General features: G+C 67.2%; 17 protein-coding genes and 26 tRNA genes. 36 read left to right on the forward strand and 7 right to left on the reverse strand.

Annotated elements, in window-relative coordinates; all coding sequences use genetic code 11:
- Positions 1-25: 25 nt before the first annotated feature.
- Positions 26-1,549 (forward strand): tetratricopeptide repeat protein, encoded by a 1,524-nt coding sequence (locus tag QHF85_RS34130; RefSeq protein ID WP_281331591.1) that lies wholly within the window; start codon positions 26-28, stop codon positions 1,547-1,549.
- A 79-nt stretch (positions 1,550-1,628) separates the two neighbouring features.
- On the opposite strand, the gene QHF85_RS34135 is transcribed toward QHF85_RS34130, so the two are convergent.
- The 4 genes from QHF85_RS34135 to QHF85_RS34150 all read right to left on the reverse strand — a co-directional run bounded on the left by QHF85_RS34135 (position 1,629) and on the right by QHF85_RS34150 (position 5,286).
- Entirely contained in the window at positions 1,629-2,105 is a 477-nt protein-coding gene (locus QHF85_RS34135; RefSeq protein ID WP_281331592.1) for a hypothetical protein, read from the reverse strand.
- A 276-nt stretch (positions 2,106-2,381) separates the two neighbouring features.
- Positions 2,382-3,128, reverse strand: coding sequence for a hypothetical protein (locus QHF85_RS34140; protein ID WP_281331593.1), 747 nt, complete (start codon positions 3,126-3,128; stop codon positions 2,382-2,384).
- A gap of 163 nt (positions 3,129-3,291) precedes the next feature.
- On the reverse strand, positions 3,292-4,563 hold the full coding sequence (locus QHF85_RS34145; RefSeq protein ID WP_348652781.1) for an NAD(P)/FAD-dependent oxidoreductase: 1,272 nt from the start codon (positions 4,561-4,563) through the stop codon (positions 3,292-3,294).
- 222 nt (positions 4,564-4,785) lie between these two features.
- A complete protein-coding gene (locus tag QHF85_RS34150; protein ID WP_281331595.1) occupies positions 4,786-5,286 on the reverse strand; it encodes a DUF2505 domain-containing protein in 501 nt (166 codons plus the stop codon).
- Between the two features lie 913 nt (positions 5,287-6,199).
- Between QHF85_RS34150 and QHF85_RS34155 the strand changes: the two genes are divergently transcribed.
- The 30 genes from QHF85_RS34155 to QHF85_RS34300 all read left to right on the forward strand — a co-directional run bounded on the left by QHF85_RS34155 (position 6,200) and on the right by QHF85_RS34300 (position 12,945).
- A tRNA-Lys gene (locus tag QHF85_RS34155) sits at positions 6,200-6,273 on the forward strand.
- 195 nt (positions 6,274-6,468) lie between these two features.
- Positions 6,469-6,544 (forward strand) — tRNA-Gln (locus QHF85_RS34160).
- A 114-nt stretch (positions 6,545-6,658) separates the two neighbouring features.
- Entirely contained in the window at positions 6,659-6,829 is a 171-nt protein-coding gene (locus QHF85_RS34165; RefSeq protein WP_281331596.1) for a hypothetical protein, read from the forward strand.
- A 105-nt stretch (positions 6,830-6,934) separates the two neighbouring features.
- Positions 6,935-7,010, forward strand: a tRNA-Gln gene (locus QHF85_RS34170).
- A gap of 113 nt (positions 7,011-7,123) precedes the next feature.
- Positions 7,124-7,282: a hypothetical protein gene (locus QHF85_RS34175; RefSeq protein WP_281331597.1), complete on the forward strand. Its 159-nt coding sequence runs from the start codon at positions 7,124-7,126 to the stop codon at positions 7,280-7,282.
- A gap of 150 nt (positions 7,283-7,432) precedes the next feature.
- Positions 7,433-7,511 (forward strand) — tRNA-Tyr (locus QHF85_RS34180).
- Between the two features lie 62 nt (positions 7,512-7,573).
- Positions 7,574-7,644, forward strand: a tRNA-Lys gene (locus tag QHF85_RS34185).
- Between the two features lie 95 nt (positions 7,645-7,739).
- Positions 7,740-7,814, forward strand: a tRNA-Asn gene (locus QHF85_RS34190).
- A gap of 9 nt (positions 7,815-7,823) precedes the next feature.
- A tRNA-Thr gene (locus tag QHF85_RS34195) sits at positions 7,824-7,896 on the forward strand.
- Between the two features lie 71 nt (positions 7,897-7,967).
- Positions 7,968-8,043, forward strand: a tRNA-Glu gene (locus tag QHF85_RS34200).
- Positions 8,044-8,048: 5 nt separating this feature from the next.
- A tRNA-His gene (locus QHF85_RS34205) sits at positions 8,049-8,121 on the forward strand.
- 143 nt (positions 8,122-8,264) lie between these two features.
- The gene (locus QHF85_RS34210; RefSeq protein WP_281331598.1) at positions 8,265-9,926 is read left to right on the forward strand and encodes a TROVE domain-containing protein; all 1,662 of its coding nucleotides are present in this window, start codon (positions 8,265-8,267) and stop codon (positions 9,924-9,926) included.
- Between the two features lie 58 nt (positions 9,927-9,984).
- Positions 9,985-10,058: transfer RNA gene (locus QHF85_RS34215), tRNA-Asp, on the forward strand.
- A gap of 90 nt (positions 10,059-10,148) precedes the next feature.
- Positions 10,149-10,272, forward strand: a tRNA-OTHER gene (locus QHF85_RS34220).
- Between the two features lie 14 nt (positions 10,273-10,286).
- Positions 10,287-10,357 (forward strand) — tRNA-Ala (locus tag QHF85_RS34225).
- Between the two features lie 77 nt (positions 10,358-10,434).
- Positions 10,435-10,507, forward strand: a tRNA-Ala gene (locus QHF85_RS34230).
- 10 nt (positions 10,508-10,517) lie between these two features.
- Positions 10,518-10,589: transfer RNA gene (locus QHF85_RS34235), tRNA-Asp, on the forward strand.
- 9 nt (positions 10,590-10,598) lie between these two features.
- Positions 10,599-10,672, forward strand: a tRNA-Ala gene (locus QHF85_RS34240).
- A gap of 6 nt (positions 10,673-10,678) precedes the next feature.
- Positions 10,679-10,749, forward strand: a tRNA-Gly gene (locus QHF85_RS34245).
- A gap of 5 nt (positions 10,750-10,754) precedes the next feature.
- Positions 10,755-10,831: transfer RNA gene (locus QHF85_RS34250), tRNA-Glu, on the forward strand.
- 42 nt (positions 10,832-10,873) lie between these two features.
- Positions 10,874-10,945, forward strand: a tRNA-Arg gene (locus QHF85_RS34255).
- 89 nt (positions 10,946-11,034) lie between these two features.
- Positions 11,035-11,111: transfer RNA gene (locus tag QHF85_RS34260), tRNA-Pro, on the forward strand.
- Position 11,112: 1 nt separating this feature from the next.
- Positions 11,113-11,187, forward strand: a tRNA-Leu gene (locus QHF85_RS34265).
- Positions 11,188-11,192: 5 nt separating this feature from the next.
- Positions 11,193-11,274, forward strand: a tRNA-Leu gene (locus tag QHF85_RS34270).
- A 4-nt stretch (positions 11,275-11,278) separates the two neighbouring features.
- Positions 11,279-11,352: transfer RNA gene (locus QHF85_RS34275), tRNA-Pro, on the forward strand.
- Positions 11,353-11,481: 129 nt separating this feature from the next.
- A tRNA-Leu gene (locus QHF85_RS34280) sits at positions 11,482-11,568 on the forward strand.
- A gap of 10 nt (positions 11,569-11,578) precedes the next feature.
- Positions 11,579-11,651: transfer RNA gene (locus QHF85_RS34285), tRNA-Leu, on the forward strand.
- Positions 11,652-11,713: 62 nt separating this feature from the next.
- Positions 11,714-12,229 carry an HNH endonuclease gene (locus tag QHF85_RS34290; RefSeq protein WP_281331599.1) on the forward strand — a complete coding sequence of 172 codons (516 nt, stop codon included), beginning with the start codon at positions 11,714-11,716 and terminating at the stop codon, positions 12,227-12,229.
- Positions 12,230-12,681: 452 nt separating this feature from the next.
- Positions 12,682-12,766, forward strand: a tRNA-Ser gene (locus tag QHF85_RS34295).
- Positions 12,767-12,862: 96 nt separating this feature from the next.
- A tRNA-Ser gene (locus tag QHF85_RS34300) sits at positions 12,863-12,945 on the forward strand.
- Between the two features lie 82 nt (positions 12,946-13,027).
- On the opposite strand, the gene QHF85_RS34305 is transcribed toward QHF85_RS34300, so the two are convergent.
- Positions 13,028-13,303: a hypothetical protein gene (locus QHF85_RS34305; protein ID WP_281331600.1), complete on the reverse strand. Its 276-nt coding sequence runs from the start codon at positions 13,301-13,303 to the stop codon at positions 13,028-13,030.
- Positions 13,304-13,324: 21 nt separating this feature from the next.
- On the opposite strand from QHF85_RS34305, the gene QHF85_RS34310 reads away from it, so the two are divergent.
- A complete protein-coding gene (locus QHF85_RS34310; protein ID WP_281331601.1) occupies positions 13,325-14,389 on the forward strand; it encodes a hypothetical protein in 1,065 nt (354 codons plus the stop codon).
- A gap of 81 nt (positions 14,390-14,470) precedes the next feature.
- Here QHF85_RS34310 and QHF85_RS34315 read toward each other — a convergent pair whose 3' ends face one another.
- Together QHF85_RS34315 and QHF85_RS34320 are read right to left on the reverse strand one after the other, a co-directional pair.
- On the reverse strand, positions 14,471-15,751 hold the full coding sequence (locus QHF85_RS34315) for a pyridoxal phosphate-dependent aminotransferase (protein ID WP_348652782.1): 1,281 nt from the start codon (positions 15,749-15,751) through the stop codon (positions 14,471-14,473).
- Between the two features lie 97 nt (positions 15,752-15,848).
- A complete protein-coding gene (locus QHF85_RS34320; RefSeq protein WP_281331603.1) occupies positions 15,849-17,789 on the reverse strand; it encodes a glycosyltransferase family 87 protein in 1,941 nt (646 codons plus the stop codon).
- Between the two features lie 347 nt (positions 17,790-18,136).
- Here QHF85_RS34320 and QHF85_RS34325 point away from each other — a divergent pair, with 347 nt between their 5' ends.
- The 4 genes from QHF85_RS34325 (at position 18,137) to QHF85_RS34340 (ending at position 21,443) form a co-directional block, all read left to right on the forward strand.
- Positions 18,137-18,715, forward strand: coding sequence for a hypothetical protein (locus QHF85_RS34325; RefSeq protein WP_281331604.1), 579 nt, complete (start codon positions 18,137-18,139; stop codon positions 18,713-18,715).
- Positions 18,716-19,267: 552 nt separating this feature from the next.
- A complete protein-coding gene (locus QHF85_RS34330) occupies positions 19,268-19,810 on the forward strand; it encodes a hypothetical protein (protein WP_281331605.1) in 543 nt (180 codons plus the stop codon).
- Positions 19,807-20,532, forward strand: coding sequence for a hypothetical protein (locus QHF85_RS34335; RefSeq protein ID WP_281331606.1), 726 nt, complete (start codon positions 19,807-19,809; stop codon positions 20,530-20,532). The genes QHF85_RS34330 and QHF85_RS34335 overlap by 4 nt, the downstream gene beginning before the upstream one ends.
- A complete protein-coding gene (locus QHF85_RS34340) occupies positions 20,529-21,443 on the forward strand; it encodes an isoaspartyl peptidase/L-asparaginase (protein ID WP_281331607.1) in 915 nt (304 codons plus the stop codon). The genes QHF85_RS34335 and QHF85_RS34340 overlap by 4 nt, the downstream gene beginning before the upstream one ends.
- Positions 21,444-21,618: the final 175 nt, after the last annotated feature.

Consider the following 21,618-nt stretch of genomic DNA (forward strand, 5'->3'; position numbering starts at 1 on the left):
CGGCCTTTCGCTACCGTGATCCGCGATGAGCAAAGACGAAGAATGGGTCATGATCGCCCTGGACCCGAAGATGTCGCGCCGTCAGGGGATGCCGCCGCAGCTCCCCATTCCCAAGAGCGAGTTCGAGGGTCTGGCCGACAAGGGCCTGTCCATCGAAAACGCCCGCAAGTGGATCAAGTCGTTCCTCAACGACTCGCCCGCGGGCAAGGATGGCAACTGGCGCAAGAAGAACAGCCAGCTCGTCTCGGCGCTGGAGGTCTTCCTCGACAAGGCGCCCTTGCTCGATCGCGCCCAGAAGGGCTTCGCCGAGAACGACTTCGAAAAGGCGCTCTCGGCGCTCAAGCGCATCGCCTCGATGGATCCCGACGATCACGCCGCGCGCCTGAACCTCGCCGCGGCGCAGACGGCCCTGCGTGATTACCCGGCCGCGCTGAAGACGTACCAGTCGATCCGCAAGACCTTCGAGGGCGACGCGGATTATCACGTGGGCCTCGGGCAGGTCCACGCGACCATGAGCAACAAGGACGCGGCGGTCGACGAGTTCGTCCTCGCGCTCGAGGCGCAGCCCGACTGCCAGCCCGCGCTCGACGCGCTCGCCAAGCTCGGCATCCTCGTGCCCGTCTACGAGAACCCGCGCGACGCGACCTCGCTCACCTACGTGCGCAGCGACAAGGTCGACGAGTACCTCGTCTCCGTGTGGGACGCCGAGGCGCGCGACGCCGCGTATTACCTCGAGCAGCTCGCGTACCACGAGCGCGAGGCGCGCCCGATCGTGGTGCTCGCGATCGCCGAGCGCATCATCAAGCTCGGCGACGCCGGTTCCGCCGAGCGCGGCGAGCTCGCGAAGATCGCGGCCCTGCGCGACCTCGGCCGGCGGGACGAGGCCCTCGCGGCGGCGAAGGCGTACGTCGAGAAGGCGCAATCGGCGGGCGCGTACGTCGAGCTCGGGCGTTCGCTCGCGGCCGCGGGCAACGTCGACGAGGCGCGCGCGGCGCTCGACAAGGCGCTCGTGGCGGATCCGGGCGACCTCCTCGCGCTCCAGTACCGCTTCTGGCCCGCGGACGCGGCCACGAACATCCAGGGCGTCGCGAATGCGATCCCGGCGCTCACGGCGTTCGCCGAGGCGCACCCGAATGCGGTGGGCGCGTGGCGCTCGCTCGCGCGGGCGAAGATCGCGACGGGCGCGAAGGACGAGGGCATCGACCTCCTCAAGAAGGCCGTCGCGCTTCGCGTTGAGGACGACGACCTCCGCGCCGAGCTCTGGACGCAGCTCGGCAACGAGAAGCGATACCAGGAGATCGTCGAGGACGCGGGCAAGCTCGAGAACCTGGCCAAGCGCGACTGGAAGCTCCGCTGGAACGAGGCGGAGGCCTACCTCGGCCTCGAAAAGAAGATCGAGGCGCGCGGCGCGTTCTCGGCCATCAATTTCGACGATTCGCTGCACGTCGACATCCGCAAGCGCGCCAAGCGCGCGGTGAAATCGATCGACGAGGGTCTGACCCTCGGCGGCGTGATGTCCAATCCGGAGACGCCCCCGGCGGCGACCTGACACGACGCGAATACAGAAAAGGCGCGAGGCCCTGCAAAGGGCCCGCGCCTTTTGCTTTTTGGTTCGCTGCCCATGCCCATCACTTGAGCGGGATCTCCTCCTCGGTCATCACCGTCCCGTAGAGCCCGCCCACGATGGCGCCGAACGCGAGGTGCGCGGCCACGAAGGAGAGGATCCCGAGCCCGCCGTACCTCGACATGAAGAAGCCCGGCGCGGCCACGAGCTCCGGCACGAGCGGGTGCATCACGCCGACCAGGCCCACGAAGATGCCCGCGAGCACGAGGTGTACGAGCGAGACCTTGAGGCCCGCCGCGACGCCTGCGCTCCGCGTGATGGTCTCGAACACGGCGCCGTAGGCGATCCCGATGAGGCCCGAGATCAGGATGGTCACGAGGAACCCGACGAACCAGGACAGGCTGCTCGGCGCATTGCCGGGCAGCGTGCCGAGGACCTGGGCCATGTCGGCCGAAGCGCCGGCCGCGCGGGCTGCCGCCAGGATCAGCGTCATTGCGGCGCCGCCGACGATCCCTGCGAAGAATGCTTTCCCGACCTTCATGACTACCCTCCTTTTCCCCTTTGGGGGCGCGGGTCGGGCGAGCCGACGGGCGGCCGAACGGGCGTCCCCGAGCATCCTCGGGCAAACGCGATGCCAGGCGGCCTCGACAGCGCGCGGGAAGGTCATTCCCGATATCAATCGGGAAGAGCGGACGATGACGAAGGAAAGGGCAGGGGAGGCGGGAATCGCTGGGACTTCAGGACGATTGCCGTGCGCGCGGGACGCACGTGGGCAGGACGGGCGCATCGCTCCCTGGGCGGGGCGGGCGCGCCGGGCTCATTCGGTGTGGCAGGCGGTGTACGCGCTCGCGCAGAGGGACGCGATGCAATCGTCGCAGGTGGCCTCCACGGAGAAGCCCGAGCAAAGCGTCGCCTGGCAAGCGTCGGCGCACGTCCCGCACGCGCACTCGTAGTACGCCGAGAAGGCGGTGATCGACGCGTCGCAGATGGGGCCCGAGGAGGGGCTCAGCGCGTAGCTGTAACAGCTCTGGCAGGTCTCGACGGGGCAATCGAGCGGGTCGGATCCCTCCGCGCAGATCCCGGATCCTTCCGGTTCGTCGCAGAACCCGTCGCCGGCCGAGGGGCAGGTCGGGATCGCGCAATCCGTCGTGTCGGACCCCGCTGCGCAGAGGCCGTCGCCCTTCGGCGCGGGTTCATTGCAGACGCCGTTGTTCACGAGGTTGCACGCCGGGGCCGGGTGCAGGCACGAATTGAGATCGGTCTCCTCGGCGAAGCACACCGACTCGTCGTAATCGCCGTCGCTGCAGGCGGCGTCGTTCGTCAGGCAGGTGAGGTATGTCGAGTATTCCTCTTTGCAATCGGCGTCCGCGGCCTCGTCCTTCTGGTTGACCTTGTCGTCGAGGCACTCCCCCAGCTCCTCTTCCGGACACTTGTTGCATTCGCAGCGCTGATTGCAGTATTTTTGCTCGGGGGTCTGGGGGTCCTCCGAGCTGCAGGCGGCGAACAGCGTTGCGGCCGCGAAAAACAGCAGGGTCAAGCCTTTGGCCATGCGCTCGTGGGTCATTGGTGCTCCGGCGAATGGGTTGGGGGCGCCGCGCGCCGGCGCCACGAAAGAAAGGTGCGGCCTACGCGTGCTGGCGAAGACCTTTGTGAACGCTATCACGGCCCCCGCCGCGCGTCCAGGGCGGCAGGGGCCTCCCGCGTTCGCTCGGAGAATCGCGCGCCGCTCAGCGCCGGGGCTCTGGCTCGGTCCGGGCGGCCTTGGGGCTCGTCTCCGTGATGAGGCGCGCGCCGCGCTCGTACGTCACGTAGGAAAAGGCCCAATCGAAGAGCACGAGGAGCCGATTCCGGAACCCGATCAGGAAAAATACGTGAATCAGGAGCCACGCGAGCCACGCGACGAAGCCCGAGAGCTCGATGCGCCCGAGATCCGCCACGGCCGCGTTGCGCCCGATCGTCGCGAGCGTGCCCTTGTCGCGGTAACGGAAAGGCAGCCGCGCATCGCCTCGGAGCGACCGCACGATGTTCTTCGCGGTATGCTTCGCCTCCTGGATCGCCGCGGGCGCGAGGCCCGGCACGGGCGATCCGTCCTGCTCCAGTGCGGCGAGGTCGCCGATCACGAAGACCTCCGGATGCCCGGGCACCGACAGATCCGGCGAAACCTTCACGCGCCCGGCGCGATCGAGCGGCGCGCCGAGGGATTGCCCGAGCGGCGACGCCTTCACGCCCGCGGCCCAGAGCACCGTCTTCGCGGCGATTCGCTCCTCGCCGATCAGCACGCCTTCCGGGTCGATGCCCGTCACCCGCGCGTCCGTGCGCACCTCCACCCCGAGCCGCTGGAGCTGCCGCTTCGCGCGCGCCGAGAGCAGCTCCGAATACGTCGGCAGCACGCGATCGATCCCCTCGACGAGCACGATCCGCGCGGCCGTCGGATCGATCACCCGGAAATCGTTCGCCACCGTATGATGAGCGACCTCGGCCAGCGTCCCGGCGAGCTCCACGCCCGTCGGTCCTCCGCCCACGATCACGAACGTCAGCCATGCGGCGCGCTCCTCGGGCGTGGGCGCGCAGCACTCGGCCTTCTCGAATGCGAGCAGCACGCGGCGTCGGATCTCCAGCGCGTCCTCGAGGCTCTTCAGCCCCGGGGCCATGGGCGCCCATTCGTCGTGCCCGAAATACGAGTGGCTCGCGCCGGTCGCGAGGATGAGGTAATCGTATCCGAATGTCCCGGCCGACGAGGTCACGGTTCGCTCTTTCGCATCGATGCCCGTGACCTCGCCGAGGAGCACCTGCACGTTTCGTTGATCGCGCAGCACGCGCCGGATCGGCGCGGCGATCTCGGCCGGATTCAGGCCTGCGGTCGCGACCTGATAAAGCAGCGGTTGAAAGAGGTGGTGGTTCTTGCGGTCGAGCAGGGTGATGCGCACGGGCGCGTGGCGCAGGGCCTTGGCGGCGTAGAGCCCGCCGAAGCCGCCGCCCACGATGACCACGTGGGGCAGGTGCAGCGGCTCCTTGCGTGCTTTGGGGGTACGGCCGGGCTCTCCGAACGTGATGGGGCTGCCGCGCTCGTCCGCGCGGCGCTGTGCGATTCGCGCGCTACGCGGCGTTGGCTCCGGCCTCCTCGCTCGCCCTGTCGGACCTCTCATGCCCGGGGCGATGCAATCGTCGGTCCAGCCGAGGTGGTGGGAGGGTGGCTGGGGCCGAGCGGGCGTCCGGGGCCCTCAGGTGTGGGTCTTGATCCAGTCGTTCATGAAGACGGCGCTGTCGCCCCAGCCGTCGCGGAGCTGTTTCTCGGTGGAGCTCTCGATGAGGCCTCCGATGCCGAAGACCTTGGCCTCGATGGTGATCTCGGCGATGCGACGGACCTTCTTATCGCCGACGGGCTCGATACGCATCGTGCCTTCGTTGCGCACCTTGTCGGCCATGGTGGAGGGGATCAACTTCCAGCGCCAGACCTTGGTGGCCTTGTCGAAACTGCCTTCTTCCGTGTAGCTGAAGCCCGAGCCGAGCAACTTGGCGACCGGGGCGGGGACGTCCATCTTGGGTTGTCCGGCGACCTTTCGGCTCATCCGGGTATCGGTCTCCGTCTGTTCGAGGATGTCGAACCTCGGGAAGCTGAGGCGATCCCTGTAGAGCTTCTCGTTGAAGGCCTTGTCGAAGAAGATCTTCCAGAAGGTCTCCTCGTCGCAGTTGATCTCGTGCGTGACGGTGAACTTGCCCATGACGTCTCCTGGTTATTTGCCCGGGGCCGATCTCTCGCGCCGTCTGGGGCTTCGTGGGCCACCGGGGCTGGGAAGGGCGGCGACTCTACCAGCGAGGGCCGTCGTTCCATAGCCTCCCGATGACGGCACTTTGCTGGCCGCCCTGGACGGTCTCCGCCCGTGGCATCCGCGATGCAGAGCGTCATGGGGCCTTGGTTCGGGTGCGCATCTCGTGCTCGGCGCGTGTCCGGGGCGGGGCCCGAACGAAAATGAGATAAGCGGGAACTTTTTTGTTGCAAAGTCGATCCGAGACGAGTATCTCTCGCCGGAGAGTTTTTACATGTTGATCCGCCCTGCGACCGACCGAAACCACGAACGAGCCCTGCTGACGGCAGCAGGGGTCGCGTGCGTGGCCTTCGGTCGACTGCAGAGCGCGGGACATCTTGCGCCCAAGTCCGGCAAAACCGAGTCGTTTCGCGCGTATACGCTTCGTGATTCGCGGCAGCTCGGCAACCCGGAGGGGGGCACGTAGGCGGTAGAGCAAGCGTCATTCTGACGACTGCGAAGGCCGCCTCGGGAGATCCCAGGCGGCCTTCGGCGTTTTAGGCCTTCTCCTCGGCGAATTTGATGCCGTGGGGGTGGTGGAAGGGGAGCGTTTGTCCTCGAATGGGCCTCGTATTGGGGCCCTTTGCGGGGAGAGGTGTATCGAGCGGGGCTATCTTGGGTCCTTTGCGTCTCGCGGAGCGGGGCGTGGGGGTGCCTTCTTGGGCCTCGCTTGGAAGAACGATCGTGAGGGCGCGTGATGCGCTCCGGGGCAGGCGTGTATCGATTGCATTGGCATCGAGGGCGCGCGCGTGCCGGGGCCGTGGTGTGTCTTCGGCGGGGATCGCATTGATTTGGATGCGATGAGGCCCGAGGTGTATTCGCAGCATGCGGATCCGTAGTCTCAATGGGTAGAGCAGCCGCCTTTTAAGCGGAAGTGTGGAGGTTCGAGCCCTCCCGGATCCACCTCCTTATATAGAGAGAAAGCTGGGCGATCCATTTCGAAGCGAACGGGGTTGAAGAGAGACGAAAATAAAATCGACGGGCCATCAAAACATTTCCTTGCCTCGAGTGTCGAAATGGATGTAAAGCACAAGGCGAGGGGAAGGGACAGGGGAGCGGGCGCAGCGCGTGAGGCGCGCGCAATGGCCTCTCTCGAGTGGATCCGTAGCTCAATGGGCAGAGCATCCGCCTTTGAAGCGGAAGCGTGGAGGTTCGAGACCTCCCGGATCCTCCATGCTGCGCGTCGAGCGCAGCAGACGAGAAGACGAAAATAAAATCGACGGGTCGACGAATGAAATGGTTGACCGAACGTCGAAATGGATGTAGAGAGACGGGCGAGGGAATGGCGATGGGCAAGCATCTGTATCGCGAGATCACGAAGGGCGACGCCGGCGAGCTGCCGGGCGCGGGTCTCTTCGGTGTCTCGGGGTTGCAGAGCCCTTCGCGCGATCTGGCGGCGAGCGAATCGAGCTCGACGGCGAATCGTGGTCTCGAGCCTCTCGATACGGGTGGATCCTAGGATCGTCACGGCGTGACGTGTCCGAGGAGGCCGCCCGGGAAACCTGGCGGCCTTCGTCGTTTTTGCGCCTCGAGCGCGGCGGCGGGGACGTGGGGATGCGGTTTTGGATCCGTAGCTCAATGGGCAGAGCGTCCGCCTCTGAAGCGGAAGCGTGGAGGTTCGAGGCCTCCCGGATCCTCCATCTGCCGAATGCGATATCGGCAGACGATGAAAATAAAATCGACGGGGCAACGAATAAAATGGTTGACCCAAGCGTCGAAACGAAGTAAAGATAAACGGGGCGAGGGAATGGCGATGGGCAAGCATCTGTACAACGAGGACGCGAAGGGGAACGCCGGCGAGCTGCCGGGCGTGGACCCGAGCGACCTCCTGCGGAGCCCTTCGCGGTATCATGCGGCCAAGGAATCGGGCTTGGTGCGTGGTCTCGAGCCTCTCGATACGGGTGGATCCTAGGATCGTCACGACGTGACGTGTCCGAGGAGGCCGCCCGGGAAACCCCTGGCGGCCTTCTTCGTTTTGGTCCGCCGGGGAGAAAATGACAGGGGGTCGAGAGACGCCGCGAGCGCTCCAGGGCGCGCAGCAAGTCTATCGACACCCTGATACGTGGACGCTGGGCATTGGTGAGCCCAGGTGGCTGTAAACCATCCGCGTTTGCTTGGAGGTTCGATTCCTCCCGTCCACACCGGCGCGTGAGAGAAACACGCGCGTGCAGGCGACGTGCGCCCGAAGAGCGCCGCCCGCTTCGGATTCGTAGCTCAAGGGTAGAGCAGCCGCCTCTTAAGCGGCAGGCGAGGGTTCGATCCCCTCCGGATCCACGACGCATCCCACCTCTCCGGAGGCGGGACTCGTTCTATGACAATCGATTCCGATACACAACGCGATGCCGCAGGGGCACGTCGTCCCTGCGCGTTTCAACGTAGCTCAAGCCCGGTAGAGCACTCGCCTGTTAAGTGAGAGGATGGGGGTTCGAATCCCTCCGTTGGAGCCGTCTTTTGCCCTTGTCGCTCGATGGTCGAGCGCCCTGCTTCGTATCCAGGGTCTCCCCGGTTCGATTCCGGGCGAGGGCTTCGCTTCTGGTGGTGGTGGGGTAGCCGTGCTCCTTGAAACGGGCACGGTTACCCCACCACCAACCCCCCATGCCCCGTTCGTCTAGCGGTCAGGATACCGGCCTTTCAATCCGGTTGCCGGGGGTTCGACTCCCCCACGGGGCGCCATTGCGTGGGCGTTACTCATCTGGCTGATGAGGGCAGGTTGTGACCCTGTGAAGGCGGGTTCGATTCCCGTACGCCCAACCGAGGGACGGGTCGGACGATCTCGGTTATCCACTGTTACTGGATTCCGGAAGGAAACATCCGAGATCAACCAGCTCATCCGTCGCTCCATCCCTTGTTTTTTCTTCTCTTTCGCTCGCCCGCAGCGCGGGCCGGAGGTTCCGATGACCAACTACATCCAGCACTTCGCCGCGCTGTTCACCCGGCAAAAGGACAAGGCGCGGCCCGATCAGGTCGAGAATTACGCCGGCGGCTTCGTCTTCGAGCTCGACGACTGGGCCCGCCTCGACCGGTGGCTCGTCCTCGGCTGCGAGGGCGGCACCTACTACGCGACCGAGCGCGCTTTGACGCAAGACAACGCGCGCGCCCTCGGGCGTTGCCTCGATACGGACGGCGAGCGGACGGTGCGGCGTATCGTCGAGATCAGCCGCTCGGGCCGCGCGCCCAAGAACGAGCCCGCGATCTTCGCCCTGGCGATGGCCGCGGGGCACGCCCGCCCCGAGGTCCGCAAGTCCGCGCTCGCGGCCTTGCCGGAGGTTTGTCGCACCGGAACGGATCTTTTCCACTTCGCGCGAGCGGTGGAGGGCTTCCGTCGCTGGGGCCGCGGCCTCCGCAGCGCGATCGGCGCGTGGTACCAGGGCAAGAGCGCGGATGAATTGGCCTACCAGGCCGTGAAGTACCGGCAGCGGGACGGCTGGAGCCACAAGGACCTCTTGCGGCTTTCGCACCCGACGCCCGTCACGGACGAGCACGGCGCGATGTACCGCTGGATCGTCGGCGGTATGGGCGCCGTGAAGAACGAGGCTGCCAAGGGCGGCGCTCTCGACCCCGAGAAGCTGCCGGCCCTCGTGCGGGCCTTCGAGGAGGCCAAGGACGCGCCGCGCGAGCGGCTCGTCACGCTCGTGCGCGAGCATCGCCTCACGCACGAGATGGTGCCCACGGAGTGGAAGAACGACCCTGCCGTGTGGGAAGCGCTGCTCCCCCACATGCCGCAGACGGCGCTGCTCCGGAACCTCGGCAAGATGACCGCCGTTGGGTTGCTCGCGCCCATGAGCGCGGCCGCGAGGCTCGTGGCCACGCGCCTCACGGACGTCGAGCGGCTCCGGCGGGCCCGGATTCACCCGGTGAGCGTTCTCTCCGCATTGCGCGTCTATGCGCAAGGCCGGGGCGAGCGTGCCCAGATGCGCGAGAATGCGCTCACCTGGGCGCCGGTGCGCGAGATCGTGGACGCTTTGGACGAGGCGTTTTACCTCGCATTCCGGTCGATCGAGCCGACGGGAAAGAAGCACCTGCTCGCCCTCGACGTGTCGGGCTCGATGGATTCGGGCGCGATCGCGGGGATCCCGGGCCTCACGCCCCGGGTCGCGAGCGCGGCCATGGCGATGGCGACGGCGCGCATCGAGCCGTCGTTTTCCACCCTGGCCTTCGCCTCCGCGGGCGGCGCATTCGGCCCTCGCGGCGTCTCGGGCGTCATGTCCTTGCCCCTGTCGCCGAGGCAACGCCTCGACGACGTGCTCGGCATGGTCAGTGGTTTGCCCTTCGGCGGCACGGACTGCGCGCTGCCGATGATCTGGGCTCAAAAGAACAAGGTCGAGGTCGACACGTTCGTCGTCTACACGGACAGCGAGACCTGGGCGGGTGAGATTCATCCGTTCCAGGCCCTCCGCGATTACCGTCAGGCGATGGGCCGTCCCGCAAAGCTCGTCGTGGTCGGCATGACCTCCACGGGCTTCACGATTGCCGATCCGCAGGACCCCGGCATGCTGGACGTCGTGGGCTTCGACGCGGCCGCACCGCAGGTGATGGCCGATTTCTCGAGAGCCTGAATTGCAGTCGAAAGGACGAGGGCGCGCGTGCCTCCACACGCGCCTCCTCGTCCGGTTTGCTCCCGAATGCACTCTGGTGATGCAGCCTGATTGTCGATCAGGTGAGGGCGGGTTCGAATCCCCCCGGGGGCGCTGGGACAATCGTCCGGTACATCCGTCATCAAACCCTCGCCCGGGGGCCGGGCCGAACGATGATGGTTATCGCAATTGTCCCACGTTTTTGCCGTCGTAGCTCAGAGGGTAGAGCACCTAAACACCTTTTCCGTCAACTCGCCCGAGCCCGGGCCGGCAGGGGAAGGTTATCATCTCCATGAGGCGGACGCGGGTTCGAGTCCCGTCGGCGGCGCAGATTCACGGTTCGGGGTGATGGTTCAACGGAAGAACACTGCCCTTGCACGGCAGGGATCGGGGTTCGAGTCCCCGTCATTCCACTCGTTCGCAGGAGTCGTTCGGAGACACCATGGCCATGAGCGGGAGGCCAGGCGGTGTTTCTGGGCGGCTCCCCTCTGGGGTCGTAGCTCAGTGGGTAGAGCACCTGGCTGGCAGTCAGGGGGTCGCCGGTTCGAATCCGGCCTTCTCCACTCTCGTTTTGCCCTCGTATGCATCTGGTGAGGCAGCCCGATTGTCGATCGGGCGAGGGGAGTTCGATCCTCCTCGAGGGCGCCTTCGAATGGGGTGATGGTTCAACCTGGGTAGAACACTGCCCTCGCACGGCAGAGATCGGGGTTCGAATCCCCGTCATTCCACGAATTGCGGTGGTGGTTCAACGGTAGAATCCGAGTGTGCCATACTCGGGATGGGAGTTCGATTCTCCCTCACCGCGCTCATGCACCCGTATTGCTAGTGGGTCAGGCAGCTGGACTCTCAATCCAGTGACGCGGGTTCGATTCCCGCCGGGTGTGCCAATTCGCCGAGGGGGTAGGCTGCTGACCTGCCCCCTCACTTCTCTCCCTGTCCTGGCGGCCAGGCGTCGGACTACGAATCCGACTGGCGAGGTTCGACTCCTCGCAGGGAGACCATGCCCTCGTCCTGCCGGTACATGCAGGCGCGAGCCTCCGAAGCTCGACGTTCCAGGTTCGACTCCTGGCGAGGGTATGTCCGAATTCATCTGGGTGTGGCTCAACCTGGTAGAGCGCCGGCTCGGGGTGCCGGAGACTGGGGGTTCGAATCCCCCCACCCAGACCATGTCCACGTGGCGTAACGGGCAAACGCAGCGGTCTTAGAAACCGTTTTGATGGGGGTTCGAATCCCTCCGTGGATACTCATGTCATCGTGGCGGAATGGCATACGTAGCAGGCTGAGATCCTGTGCCCGCAAGGGCGTGTGGGTTCGACTCCCACCGATGACACTCTCTGGGTGTGGCTCAATCTGGTAGAGCACCGGCGTCGGGAGCCGGGGATTGGGGGTTCGAATCCCTCCACCCAGACCGTACCTGGTGATTGCGCTGTCGTTCCCAACAGAGACAGCAGCGATGACCCGGGGTAGTCCCGAACGAAACGAAGTGGAGTGAGGGACGTAGGGGGAGCCCCATCGAGGGCTCCCCCTCCACAAAAATGTCCATGTGGCGAAACTGGCAAACGCAGCGGTCTCAGATACCGTGCCCGTGAGGGCGTTGAGGGTTCGATTCCCTCCGTGGACACCAGCATCCCGCTGCTCGGGTGACGAAATGGCAAACGTGGCCAGCTCAAACCTGGTCGATTGGGGGTTCGAATCCCCCTCCGAGCACCGGATCATCGCAGTTGGAGAGAACGATGAAGAAGAAGAGACGGTAGACGGAGAGGTGGATCATGACCGCGCAAACGTTGCTGCTCACGCCCTGGATGGTGCCCCATCAGGTCATCTCCTGGCAGACCGCCGTGACCCTGAGCTTTCTGGGTAAGGTGGAGGTGCTCGAGACGTACGACGACGAGATTCGTTCGCCCACGATGACCATTCGCGCGCCGGCTGTGGTCCGGCTGAAGCGTCATGGGAATTCGCACAAGCGTGGCATCAAGTTTTCCCGTACGAACGTGTTCGTGCGTGACGACTTCCGCTGCCAGTACTGCGGCGTCCAGAAGGACGCGGGCGAGCTCACGTACGACCACGTCCTGCCGCGCGTGCAGGGGGGCCGTACGGTCTGGGAGAACATCGTCGCGTCTTGCCAGAGCTGCAATGCGAAGAAGCGCGGTCGCACCCCGGAGCAGGCGGGCATGAAGCTTTTGAAGAAGCCCGAGAAGCCCCGGTGGTTGCCCGCGGCCCCCGTCGTCCGGCTCGGCGCTCGCAGGATCCCCGAGATCTGGGTGCATTACTGCCCCGCGAGCTGACATTCCCCCCGCGCTTCGCGGCTGAGCATGGGGTTCATCTGAAGCCGTTTCCCCGGGGCGCTGCCCCGGATCCCGCGGGGGCTCTTCGTCCCTCGAAGCGCGCCCGCGGGGTCTTTTTTGAACAATCCTTCACCGAGGAGATCGTCGTGACGCTCGATACGAATCAATTCGAGGGCGTTCGGATTCGTTTGCCCATGGAGTCTGCAGCCGTCGCTGCAATCGTGCTCGTTGGTGTCCTGTTGCTCGCAATCGCCTCGCGGATCGTCGAGGCGAATGGGGCTTCATCGCCGGAAGGCGCGCGCTCGACGAGCGCGGCGTCGCCTTCCAGCGGGCCCGACTCGGCGCAGTTGCTCGCGGACCGAGGACGCCCTGGGCGGCGGTTCTGAGCATGGCCGTCCAACGTTACCCTACCTGCCCCCCCACGCGGCGCTGCGGCGCCGAGCGGGGGATTTGGAAGAAGATCTGATCAGGGATCAGGCCTGTTTGGAAAACAGTGCGCACCCTCCGGGGTGTGAGGTTCGAGTCCTCCTTCTTCCGCCGTATAGAGAGCATTCCGGGTGTGGACCCGGCGCCGTTTTGAACACGGAGGGCAGCCTCGCTGCGGGGTTCGACTCCTCTGCTCTCTGCCATTCTGGAAGACGAACTGATCAGGGATCAGACCTGTTTCGAAAACAGTGTGCACCTACGGGTGTGGGGTTCGAGTCCTCCGTCTTCCGCCGATCGCAACTGGAAGCGAGAATCGGCCGTGGGGCCGAGCCCGTTTGCTACTCGGTGCGTGCCTTCGGCATGGTGTTCGACTCACCCCGCTTCCGCAGATGTCATTTTTTGAGGAGAGGTTCGAGCCGCCTCGGCCTCGCCAACCCGCGCCAGCAGCGCGGCCGGGTCCTTGTAGCAGAGCTCGTAAAGCTCCTCTTCGGTCATTGCGAGCAGCGGCGCGAGGAGCAATCGCGCGGGCCAGGGGACCACGGGCTCGACCATCGCGATGTGCGCGCATCGCCGGGGATCGGGCGGGTCTCCGAAGAGCTTCGGGCACAGGAGCCCGCCGACCTCGAGCGAGGCTTCCGTCGGGGGCAAGCTCCGTGGTAAGAATGCTTCGTGCTACGCAGCCTTCTCAGCACCGCGGCCTCGCGCTTCGATACCACCGTGGGCGGGGCCTTGCTGCTCCGGCGCGGCCGGCCCAAGGGGCACCCGGATCCCGAGGCCCTCGGCCACGCGGCGCGTATGGAAGCGCTCGCGCTGCTCCGGCACACCTACGACCGGCCCGAGCATTACGAGCCGCGGTTTTTCCCGACACCCGCGCCGATCACGCCGTCCATCACGCGCGTGCGGCCGATGGGCGGGGCCGAGCCGGGCACGGTGCTGGATCTGACGTGGCCGAGCGGGTTCGAGCCGCTCGCCGCGGACGTCCGTGAAAGGTATCTGTCGCACGAGGCGAACGCAGCCGCGGCGGCGCGCCTCTTTTTGCATGCGGGGCCCGCGCGGCCGGCGGCGATCCTGATTCACGGATACCGCTGCGGCCAGTATCGCCTCGAAGAGCGGATCTGGCCCGTGCAATGGCTCTACGACCGCGGCCTCGACGTCGCGCTTTTCGTGCTTCCCTTCCACGCCGTGCGCTCGGACGAGGCGTCGCCGCGTTTTCCCGGCAGCGATCCGCGCGTCACGAACGAGGGCTTTCGCCAGGCCGTGCTCGATCTGCGCGCGCTCGTCTCGTTCCTGCGGGATCGTGGATCCGAGGCCGTCGGCGTCATGGGCATGAGCCTCGGCGGATATTCGACGAGCTTGCTCTCGACCGTCGATGAGCGGCTCGCATTCGCGGTCCCGATCATTCCGCTCGCCTCGATTGCCGACGTCGCGCGGGCCGCGGGCCGGTTCGTGGGCAGCCTGGAGGAGCAGCGCCGCCAGTACGAGGAGCTCGAAGCCGTGCACCGCGTCGTGAGCCCGTTCGCGCGGCCCTCGCGGATCCCTTCGGAGCAGGTGCTCGTGCTCGCGGCGAGCGAGGACAAGATCACCCCGGTGGATCACGCGCGCCGCCTCGCAGCGCATTTCAATGCGCCGCTCGAGACGTTCCACGGCGGCCATTTGCTCCAGTTTGGCCGGGCAGACGCCTTCCGCGCCGTGGGGCGGATGCTCGGGCGTCTCGGACTCTTTTCGCGGCGCTAGGGGATGCCGGGCTCGGCGCCGCGCTCGAGCGCGCCGCCGAGGAGGAGCTCGACGACGCCACGCTCGAGCGGGCGCTCGGCGTCACGCGTGGCTCTTGATCATCTTCTCCAGCCGACCGAGCGCGCGCGTCAGCGACTCCTCGCCGGGGCCGAACGAGAACCGGACGTGGTGCCGGAACCGCGAAGCCCGGTGCGCCCGTCGTTTGCCAGGGTTCACGTCGAAGAACTCGCCCGGCACGACGATCACGCGGTGCTCGAGGGCGGCCCGGAAAAACGAATGCCCGTCGTTCAGGCCCGGCGGCAGATCCGCGACCGAGCCGAAGCAATAAAACGTCCCCTCGGGCGCCACGTCGACCTGGATGCCGAGCTTGCGCAGGCCCTCCAGCATGAGGTCGCGCTTCTTCGAGAACGTCCGCTGAATGGCCGCCGTCTCGGCCCGCACGTGCTCCATGTCGAGCAGGGGCACCGCCGCGCGCTGCATCGGCTTCGAGCCGCCGCCGTCGAGGAAGCTGCCCGCGCTCGCCACCGCGTCGATCACCTCGCGCGGCCCCACGGTCCACGTCACGCGCCAGCCCGGGTATCGCCAGTTCTTGGTCAACCCGTCGAAGATGACCACGGGGTCCTGATCGACGTCCTCCACGTACCGCGCCGCGCTCTCCATCGGCGCGGGCCCGCCGAGGCCGTACACGTAATGGGAGTAGAACTCGTCGAAGAGCATCGTGCAATCGAGGTCGCGCGCGGTGCCGACCCACGCGGCGAGCTCCTCGCCCCGGACGTGCTTGCCCGTCGGATTGCACGGGTTCGAGGTGAGGATCGCGCCGAGGCCGCGGCCCTGGATCTCCCGCCGGAGGTCGCCCACCGAAAAGGCATAACCACGCTCGCTCTCCAGGAGGATCGGGATGGGCGAGAAGAGGCGGAAGACGTCGAGCAGCTCCTCGTACGCCGTGTAATCGGGGAGGAAATGGCCGAGGTTGATCTGGCCGAGCGCGGCGGCCGCGCGCGTGAGCGACGCCCGCCCGCCGCCGGAGACGCTCACGTTCTCCGCGCTGTACCGCGAGGGCATGCCTCGCCGGTAGGCGCGATTGTAGAAATCGGCGATGGCCTCGCGCAGCTCCCAGAGGCCCGCGACGGGCGCGTATTCCTGATCGTCGCCGGCGATCGTCACGGCTTCGCAGCGCGGGGGCGCGCCCGGCAGCGGGCCGGTCTCGGGCTGGCCCTGGCCGAGGTTGCACCAGGCGTCCTCGTCGACGTCCACGCCCGGGCGATAGCCGTGCTTCGTGGCCTCGCCCATCACGTAAATCACGCCCGTCCGCGGCACCTTGCGGAACGCGCCGAGGGATTTTTCTTCATTCGGCCCGCGCAGGACGGGCTCGCTGCGGAGCTTCGGCGGCGGAGGGGCCTCGGGCTCGGCGGGCGGGGGCATGTCGATCGTATCGTTCGTGCTCATGGCGATGAATCCGTCAGGCCTTGGCAGGGGGCGTCACGTCGGGCTCGTCTTTGAGGGGGACGATCTTCGGCTCCACCGTCTTCGGCATGAGCGCGAGGAAGAGGCCGAGGCAGAAGACGAGCGAGATCAGGGTGAGCGCGGTGTATTTGTCGTCGTTCCAGTAGGAGCTGATCCACACGAACTGGCTCAGCGCCGCGAGGCCGAAGAGCGGGGCCTCGATATCCCTCCGCACCTTCGTGAGCGGCGCCGTGAGGATCATGAACGAGTAGTAATAGCAGGTGAGCTGGGACAGGAGGATCATCCAGATCTGCCCCAGGCATTGCGCCACCCACAGGTTCTTGACCCGGCGCTGCACCCAGACGCTCAGCGCGAGGGTGAGGCCGATGATCAGATACGCGACGACCTTGTACTTCTTGTACCGCTCGTTGCGCATGTTCTTCCAGGTCTCGAAGGGGTCGGTGAGCTTGACGTCCTTCGTGAACTTCATGCGCCCGGAGGCCTTGCTCGCGGCCTCCTTGTAATGGAACACGTCGCTGATCTTCTGGACCGTGTCCGGGTTCATGAGGCCGCGGGCCTTGAGCCGCTCCGAGACGGGCGAAAGCGCCTCGCCGATCTGCGAGATCGCCTGCGCCTTCATGTCGTGCGCGACGAGGACGCGCAGGCCCATGTGGTTCGTGAGCGGGGTCTGGTCGTGGACCTCGAGCGTGTGCTTGTAGAAATCGTGATACGAGCGCGGGCCCGAGACCGCGAGGCTCAGCGGAATGAGCACCGCCGCCGCGGCCGTGCCGCCGAGGAGCATTTGCACCTGCTCGCCCGTCATCTTGCGCTTCCGCGCGATCGTCCAGCCCACGGTCACGAGCAGGCCGACGACGCAGAGGCCGGGGAAGATGCGCAAGAGCCCGGCATAAACGAGCGCCGCGCCCGCGAGCTTCGGGTATTTCTTCCGGAGCAGGCAGACCGAGAGGACGAGGAAAAAGAGCCAATCCTGCCGCAGGAACGCGCCGCCGGTCCAGTAGAACGGCGCCGACGACTGGCAGCCCCAGAAGATCGCTCCGACCGCGAAGACGCGCCATCCGAATGCCCACCACAGAGCGGCGAACATGGCGAGCGTGTACACGATGTCGAGGGCCGAGAGGAGCTGGCAATACCACACGCTGGCCGGCTGCAATTCGGCGAAGAACCGGCCCATGATGGTCCACACGGGCGGCGGGTTGTACCCGTGGTCCTTCTGCATGTCCTCCCAGTAGCCCTTGCCCGAGACGGCCCGGAAGAACTTCACGTCTTCCTTGAACTTCTCCCAGCGCTCCGGGGGGAAGTGGTTCTTGCACGTCTCGCCGGGGTTCTCGAGGAACTGCGCGGCGGGCACGAGGAGGTTGTCGCCGCCGAGGTTCCGGATCTTCTTGTCCGGGTGGCGAACCTCCTTCGTCATGTCGATGCGCTCGACTCGGCCGTCGTCGTGCTTGTAATTGACGACCCCGAGCTCGTCCTGCGCGATGAGCGAACACTTGTAGAGGCCGTCGTACCCCATTTCTTTGAAGTACTTGGCCCCCATGTAATAGTGGAACTGGTCCCATCGGTGGTAATACTGCGGGTATCCGAAGCGGAACCCGTTGAAGTAAGCCACGATGGACGCCACGGCGAGCGTCACGCCGATGTACTTCTTCCAGCGCTCGGAGACCGGGCGCTTCATCGCCGCGCGGTGATGCTCGTAGAAGACGCAGCCCGCCGCCGAGATGGCGAGCGCCGCCTTCATGATGTCGACGGTGCGGGCGTGGTCGTCGGTGAGCTTCGTGATCCCGAACGCGGCGAGCGCGGTCGTGCCGATCACCGCCACGTACCGGAACCAGACGCGCAGCCGCTCGTCGATCGAGCGGTCCACGAACCACAGAAGGAAGAAGTAGACGGCACTGACGAGGACGAGCAGAGATATCTGCGGGATGCTGAGCTGCTTCATTCGACGCTTCGTGCGATGCGAAAAGGAGGGCCGCGCCGCCGTCACGGACGGTCCGGCGGCGACGTTCGGCGACACCTTAGGCGGACCTTGGCCGATTGCCTAGTGCGATGAGCCACGTCGCTTCACGCGGCGCGTCAGTCCCCCACGGTCGCCCGCCGCAAACGGCGTTTCGCAGCTTCGGTCAGGGCGCGCCCCAGGGGAGGAGCGGACGGGACCGGAGCGCTTCACGGCAAGCCCCGAGCGATACGGGAAGGGCTCGTCTTCCCGCCTCGGGCGGAGCGGGAAGACGCGCGGAACACGCACGAAATCCCGCGCGCTCCGGCGTGCCGCTCGTGTATCGTCGGGCCGTGGTCACGAAAGTGATTTCGCCATTCTTCGCGGTGGTGCCAGGGGGAAGCGGCAAGCCGTCGTCGCGCGGTGATCAGAGCCCGCCTTCGCGGGTCGAGCGATCGGGTCGCGGCGAACGCGAGGAAGGGGAGATGGGCTTCGTGATCGAGGCGGGCGACGCCGCGGAGCCGCTGCCCTGCAGGCTCGTGCTCGGCTTTCGCGAAGCGCTCTCGGCCGCCGAGGATCCGGCCGTGGCCATGCCTGCGCGGCTCGTGATCGTCGAGCCCGACGCGATGACCGACGACTGGCTCGCGCGCTGGTCCGAGGACGACGTGCAGGTGCGTCGCACCGTGACGATCTGTCGCACGCACGACGGCACGAAGGTGACCGCGGTCGTCACGCTCGCCTCGTACGGGCGGGGCACGGCGACGTCGCTCGCGGTCGAGTCGGTCACGCTCCCGCAGCGCCGTCGCATCGTGCGCAGCGGCGTGCATCCGAAGTCGTTCCTCGACGCGGTGCTGTCCCGTGTGCGGCAAGGGCAACAAGGCAGCGCGGGCGTCGCGAGCTTCGAGCCGAGCGATCCGTCGCCGTCCGCGTGAAGCAACAAAGCAGCGCTCGAACGCCTGGTTTTCTCGCGTTTCGCGGTTTGCGCCGTGGACGCTGAGGTGATAGGGTCGAAGCAGTACCGGAGGGATTCACATCCGGGATTGGTCCTGCTGGGGAGCACCCTGGCGTCGGTACGAAACCACATCGTCGCGCCTTGCGCACGTCGATGCTTCGAACGAACACCCACGCCTGCCGAGCGCGCGAGCGCAGGCTCGGCAACGGGGTGCCGGCAAGCCGGAGGAGGGATGGTCACCATGCAGAATACCCGTGGCTCTAACCCGGAGGCTTCGGGCTACTGACCATCACGAGGTGCTCGTAGCGGCGTTCGCGCCGCGGGGCATCAGGTCCTCCGGCATGGAGGCGCCATGAGGCGCGCCTCTTCACCGGCGGGCCGGGTCAGAGTTGGCCTCCGCCTGGATCTCGACATCGACGGGAGTCGACGCGGAGTCCAGGCCAGGGATGTGGGGCCTGAGCGGGCCAGAGGTGAGACCTCCGGCCCGCTCTTTTTTTGTGCTCGCAGACCGCCGCGCGCCACGCTCACGGCGATGTCCTTCTCCGCTGCAACGCTTCTCCTCGTCGTCCTCGCCGGGGCGCTCTTCGTCGGGTGCGGCGACGGCAAGGTCGACCCCCATCACCCCGGCGAGCTGCTCGGCACGTACGAGGTTTCCGCCACGCGCAAGACGACGACATGCGGCGAAGGCGCGCTCGGCTCGCCCGCGACGTGGGAGTTCGACGTCCGCCTCTCGCGCGGCGACGGCGCTCTCTACTGGGACAGCGGCGCCGAGGTCACCCCCGGGACGCTCGGCCCCGACGATCGCAGCTTCTCGTTCGATACGAGCCTCGCCGTCGACATGCGCGCGGGCGAGGCGCCGAGCAACCTGCCGCCTTGCACGATCGTGCGCGGCGATCACGCCGAGGGGCAACTCGACGAGGACGCGGGGAGTTTTTCGGGCGAGCTCGCGTATACGTTCACGCCGTCGCAGGGTTCGGTCTGCGCGGATCTCGTCACGGGCGCGCAGCCGACCTTCGCGGCCCTGCCGTGCGCGATGACGTACGCGCTCTCGGCCAAGCGAACCGTCGCGCCGTGATGCTCTCGGCGTACGACAGGAACCTCGCGCGCCGCGCGTTCGGCATCGCCGCGCTCGTCGGGGCCGTCGTGCTGCTCGTCGTCACGGCGACGGACGAGGGAGGAGGTTTTGCGCAAAGGGCGGCGCTCTGCGCGGCGCTCGCGCCGGTGGCGGGCGGGCTCGGCGCGCTCGCGGCGGCGAGGATCGCCCGCGCGCGCGGGGAGGCGCGCGCGCTCGAAGCGCTCGGCGCAGAGCCTTCGCGCGTGATGCGCGGCGCCGTGCTCGGCGGGGCGATCGTCGCGGCGATCGGCCCGGCCCTCGTGATCGCAGCGGTCGCCGATCTCGACCCCCTTTTCCCGAGGCCCGCGGCGCCGAGCGTCTGGATCGTCGAAGCGGACGGGGGCATGCGGGACGCGATTCGCGGCACGAGGCTCGGGCCCGGCGGCGCGCTCGAGGTCGCCGCGCGAGCCCCCGAGGCGCCTTCGGGGACGCCCCTTGGAGAGCGTCGCGCCGCGGTCGGCATCGCGCTCGTGATCCTCGCGTTCGCCGCGCCGCTCGGAGCCACGCGGGAAGGCGGTTCGTCCGGCCGCGCCGCGTTCGCCGTGCTCCTCGTCGTCGCCATGATCGCCGCGTTCCAGCTCGCGGCTGCGGGCCGCGCGAGCGCGTTCGTCGTGTGCGTCCCGCCGCTCGTCTTGCTCGCGCAGGCGCTTGTCCCGCGCTACCGTGGCGCCCCTCCCCGATGAGCGAACCGATCGTATCGCAGGGCGGATTTCTGGGCCGGTTCGGCGTCGTCGTGCACGGCGGCGCCGGCAACGTCAAACCCGAGCGTCGCGCGAAACACGCCGAGGGTTGCCTCCGCGCCGCCCGCGCGGGCCTCGACGTGCTGCGGCAGGGCGGCAGCGCGCTCGACGCCGTGGAGCGCGCCGCGCGCGCGCTCGAGGACGACACGCTCTTCAACGCGGGCACGGGCGCGTGCCTCGACGAGGAGGGGCGCGTCGCGCACGACGCCTCGATCATGGAGGGACGAGGCCTCACGGCGGGCGCGGTGTGCGATCTGCGCGGCTTTGCGAATCCGATCTCGATCGCGCGCGCCGCGCTGAACGATGGTCGGCACGTGCTTTACGCGTCCGAGGGCGCCGCGCGGTTCGCCCGCGCGCGCGGCTTCGTGCCCGTGGGGGACGAGGCGCTCGTCACGGAGGCGGCGCGCGAGGCGCTCGCGGCGGCGCGGGAGGGCGCGGCGCCAATGGGCTGGGCGGGCAATACGATCGGCGCGGTGGCGCTCGACGGCCATGGGCTCCTCGCGGCGGCGACGAGCACGGGCGGCATGGTGAACAAGCGCGTGGGCCGCGTCGGCGACTCGCCGATCATCGGCGCGGGCACGTACGCCGACGACGAGGCGGGCGCGGTCTCCACGACGGGCCACGGTGAGGGCATGATCCGGCTCTGCATCGCGCGCACGGCCGTCGAGCACATGCGCGGGGGCATCGCGGCGGAGGAGGCGGTCCGCCGTTCGATCGAGCATTTGCGTGCCCGGATTGGATCCACGGGCGGCGCGATCGCGATCGATCCGCGCGGCCACTACGGCCTTTCTCGCTCGACGGCCTCGATGTCGTGGGCCGCGGCGTGGGCCGAAGGCGACGCGTCGGGCTTCTAGATCCACGGTTCGGCGGGGCGATCGGCCCCGATGCACGAGCGCCCCACGGTCGTCAATTCTTTTGCACAAAAACCGAGCTGCCCCTGCGTTTTCCCTGGATCCTGAGTGAATCCGGGGAGATCGGCGCAAAGGAGGGGTCGGCTTTCGTTTTGTCGTCCTGGAAATATTACGCCTG

Source organism: Polyangium sp. 6x1 (assembly GCF_029946515.1).
Lineage (GTDB): Bacteria > Myxococcota_A > Polyangia > Polyangiales > Polyangiaceae > Polyangium.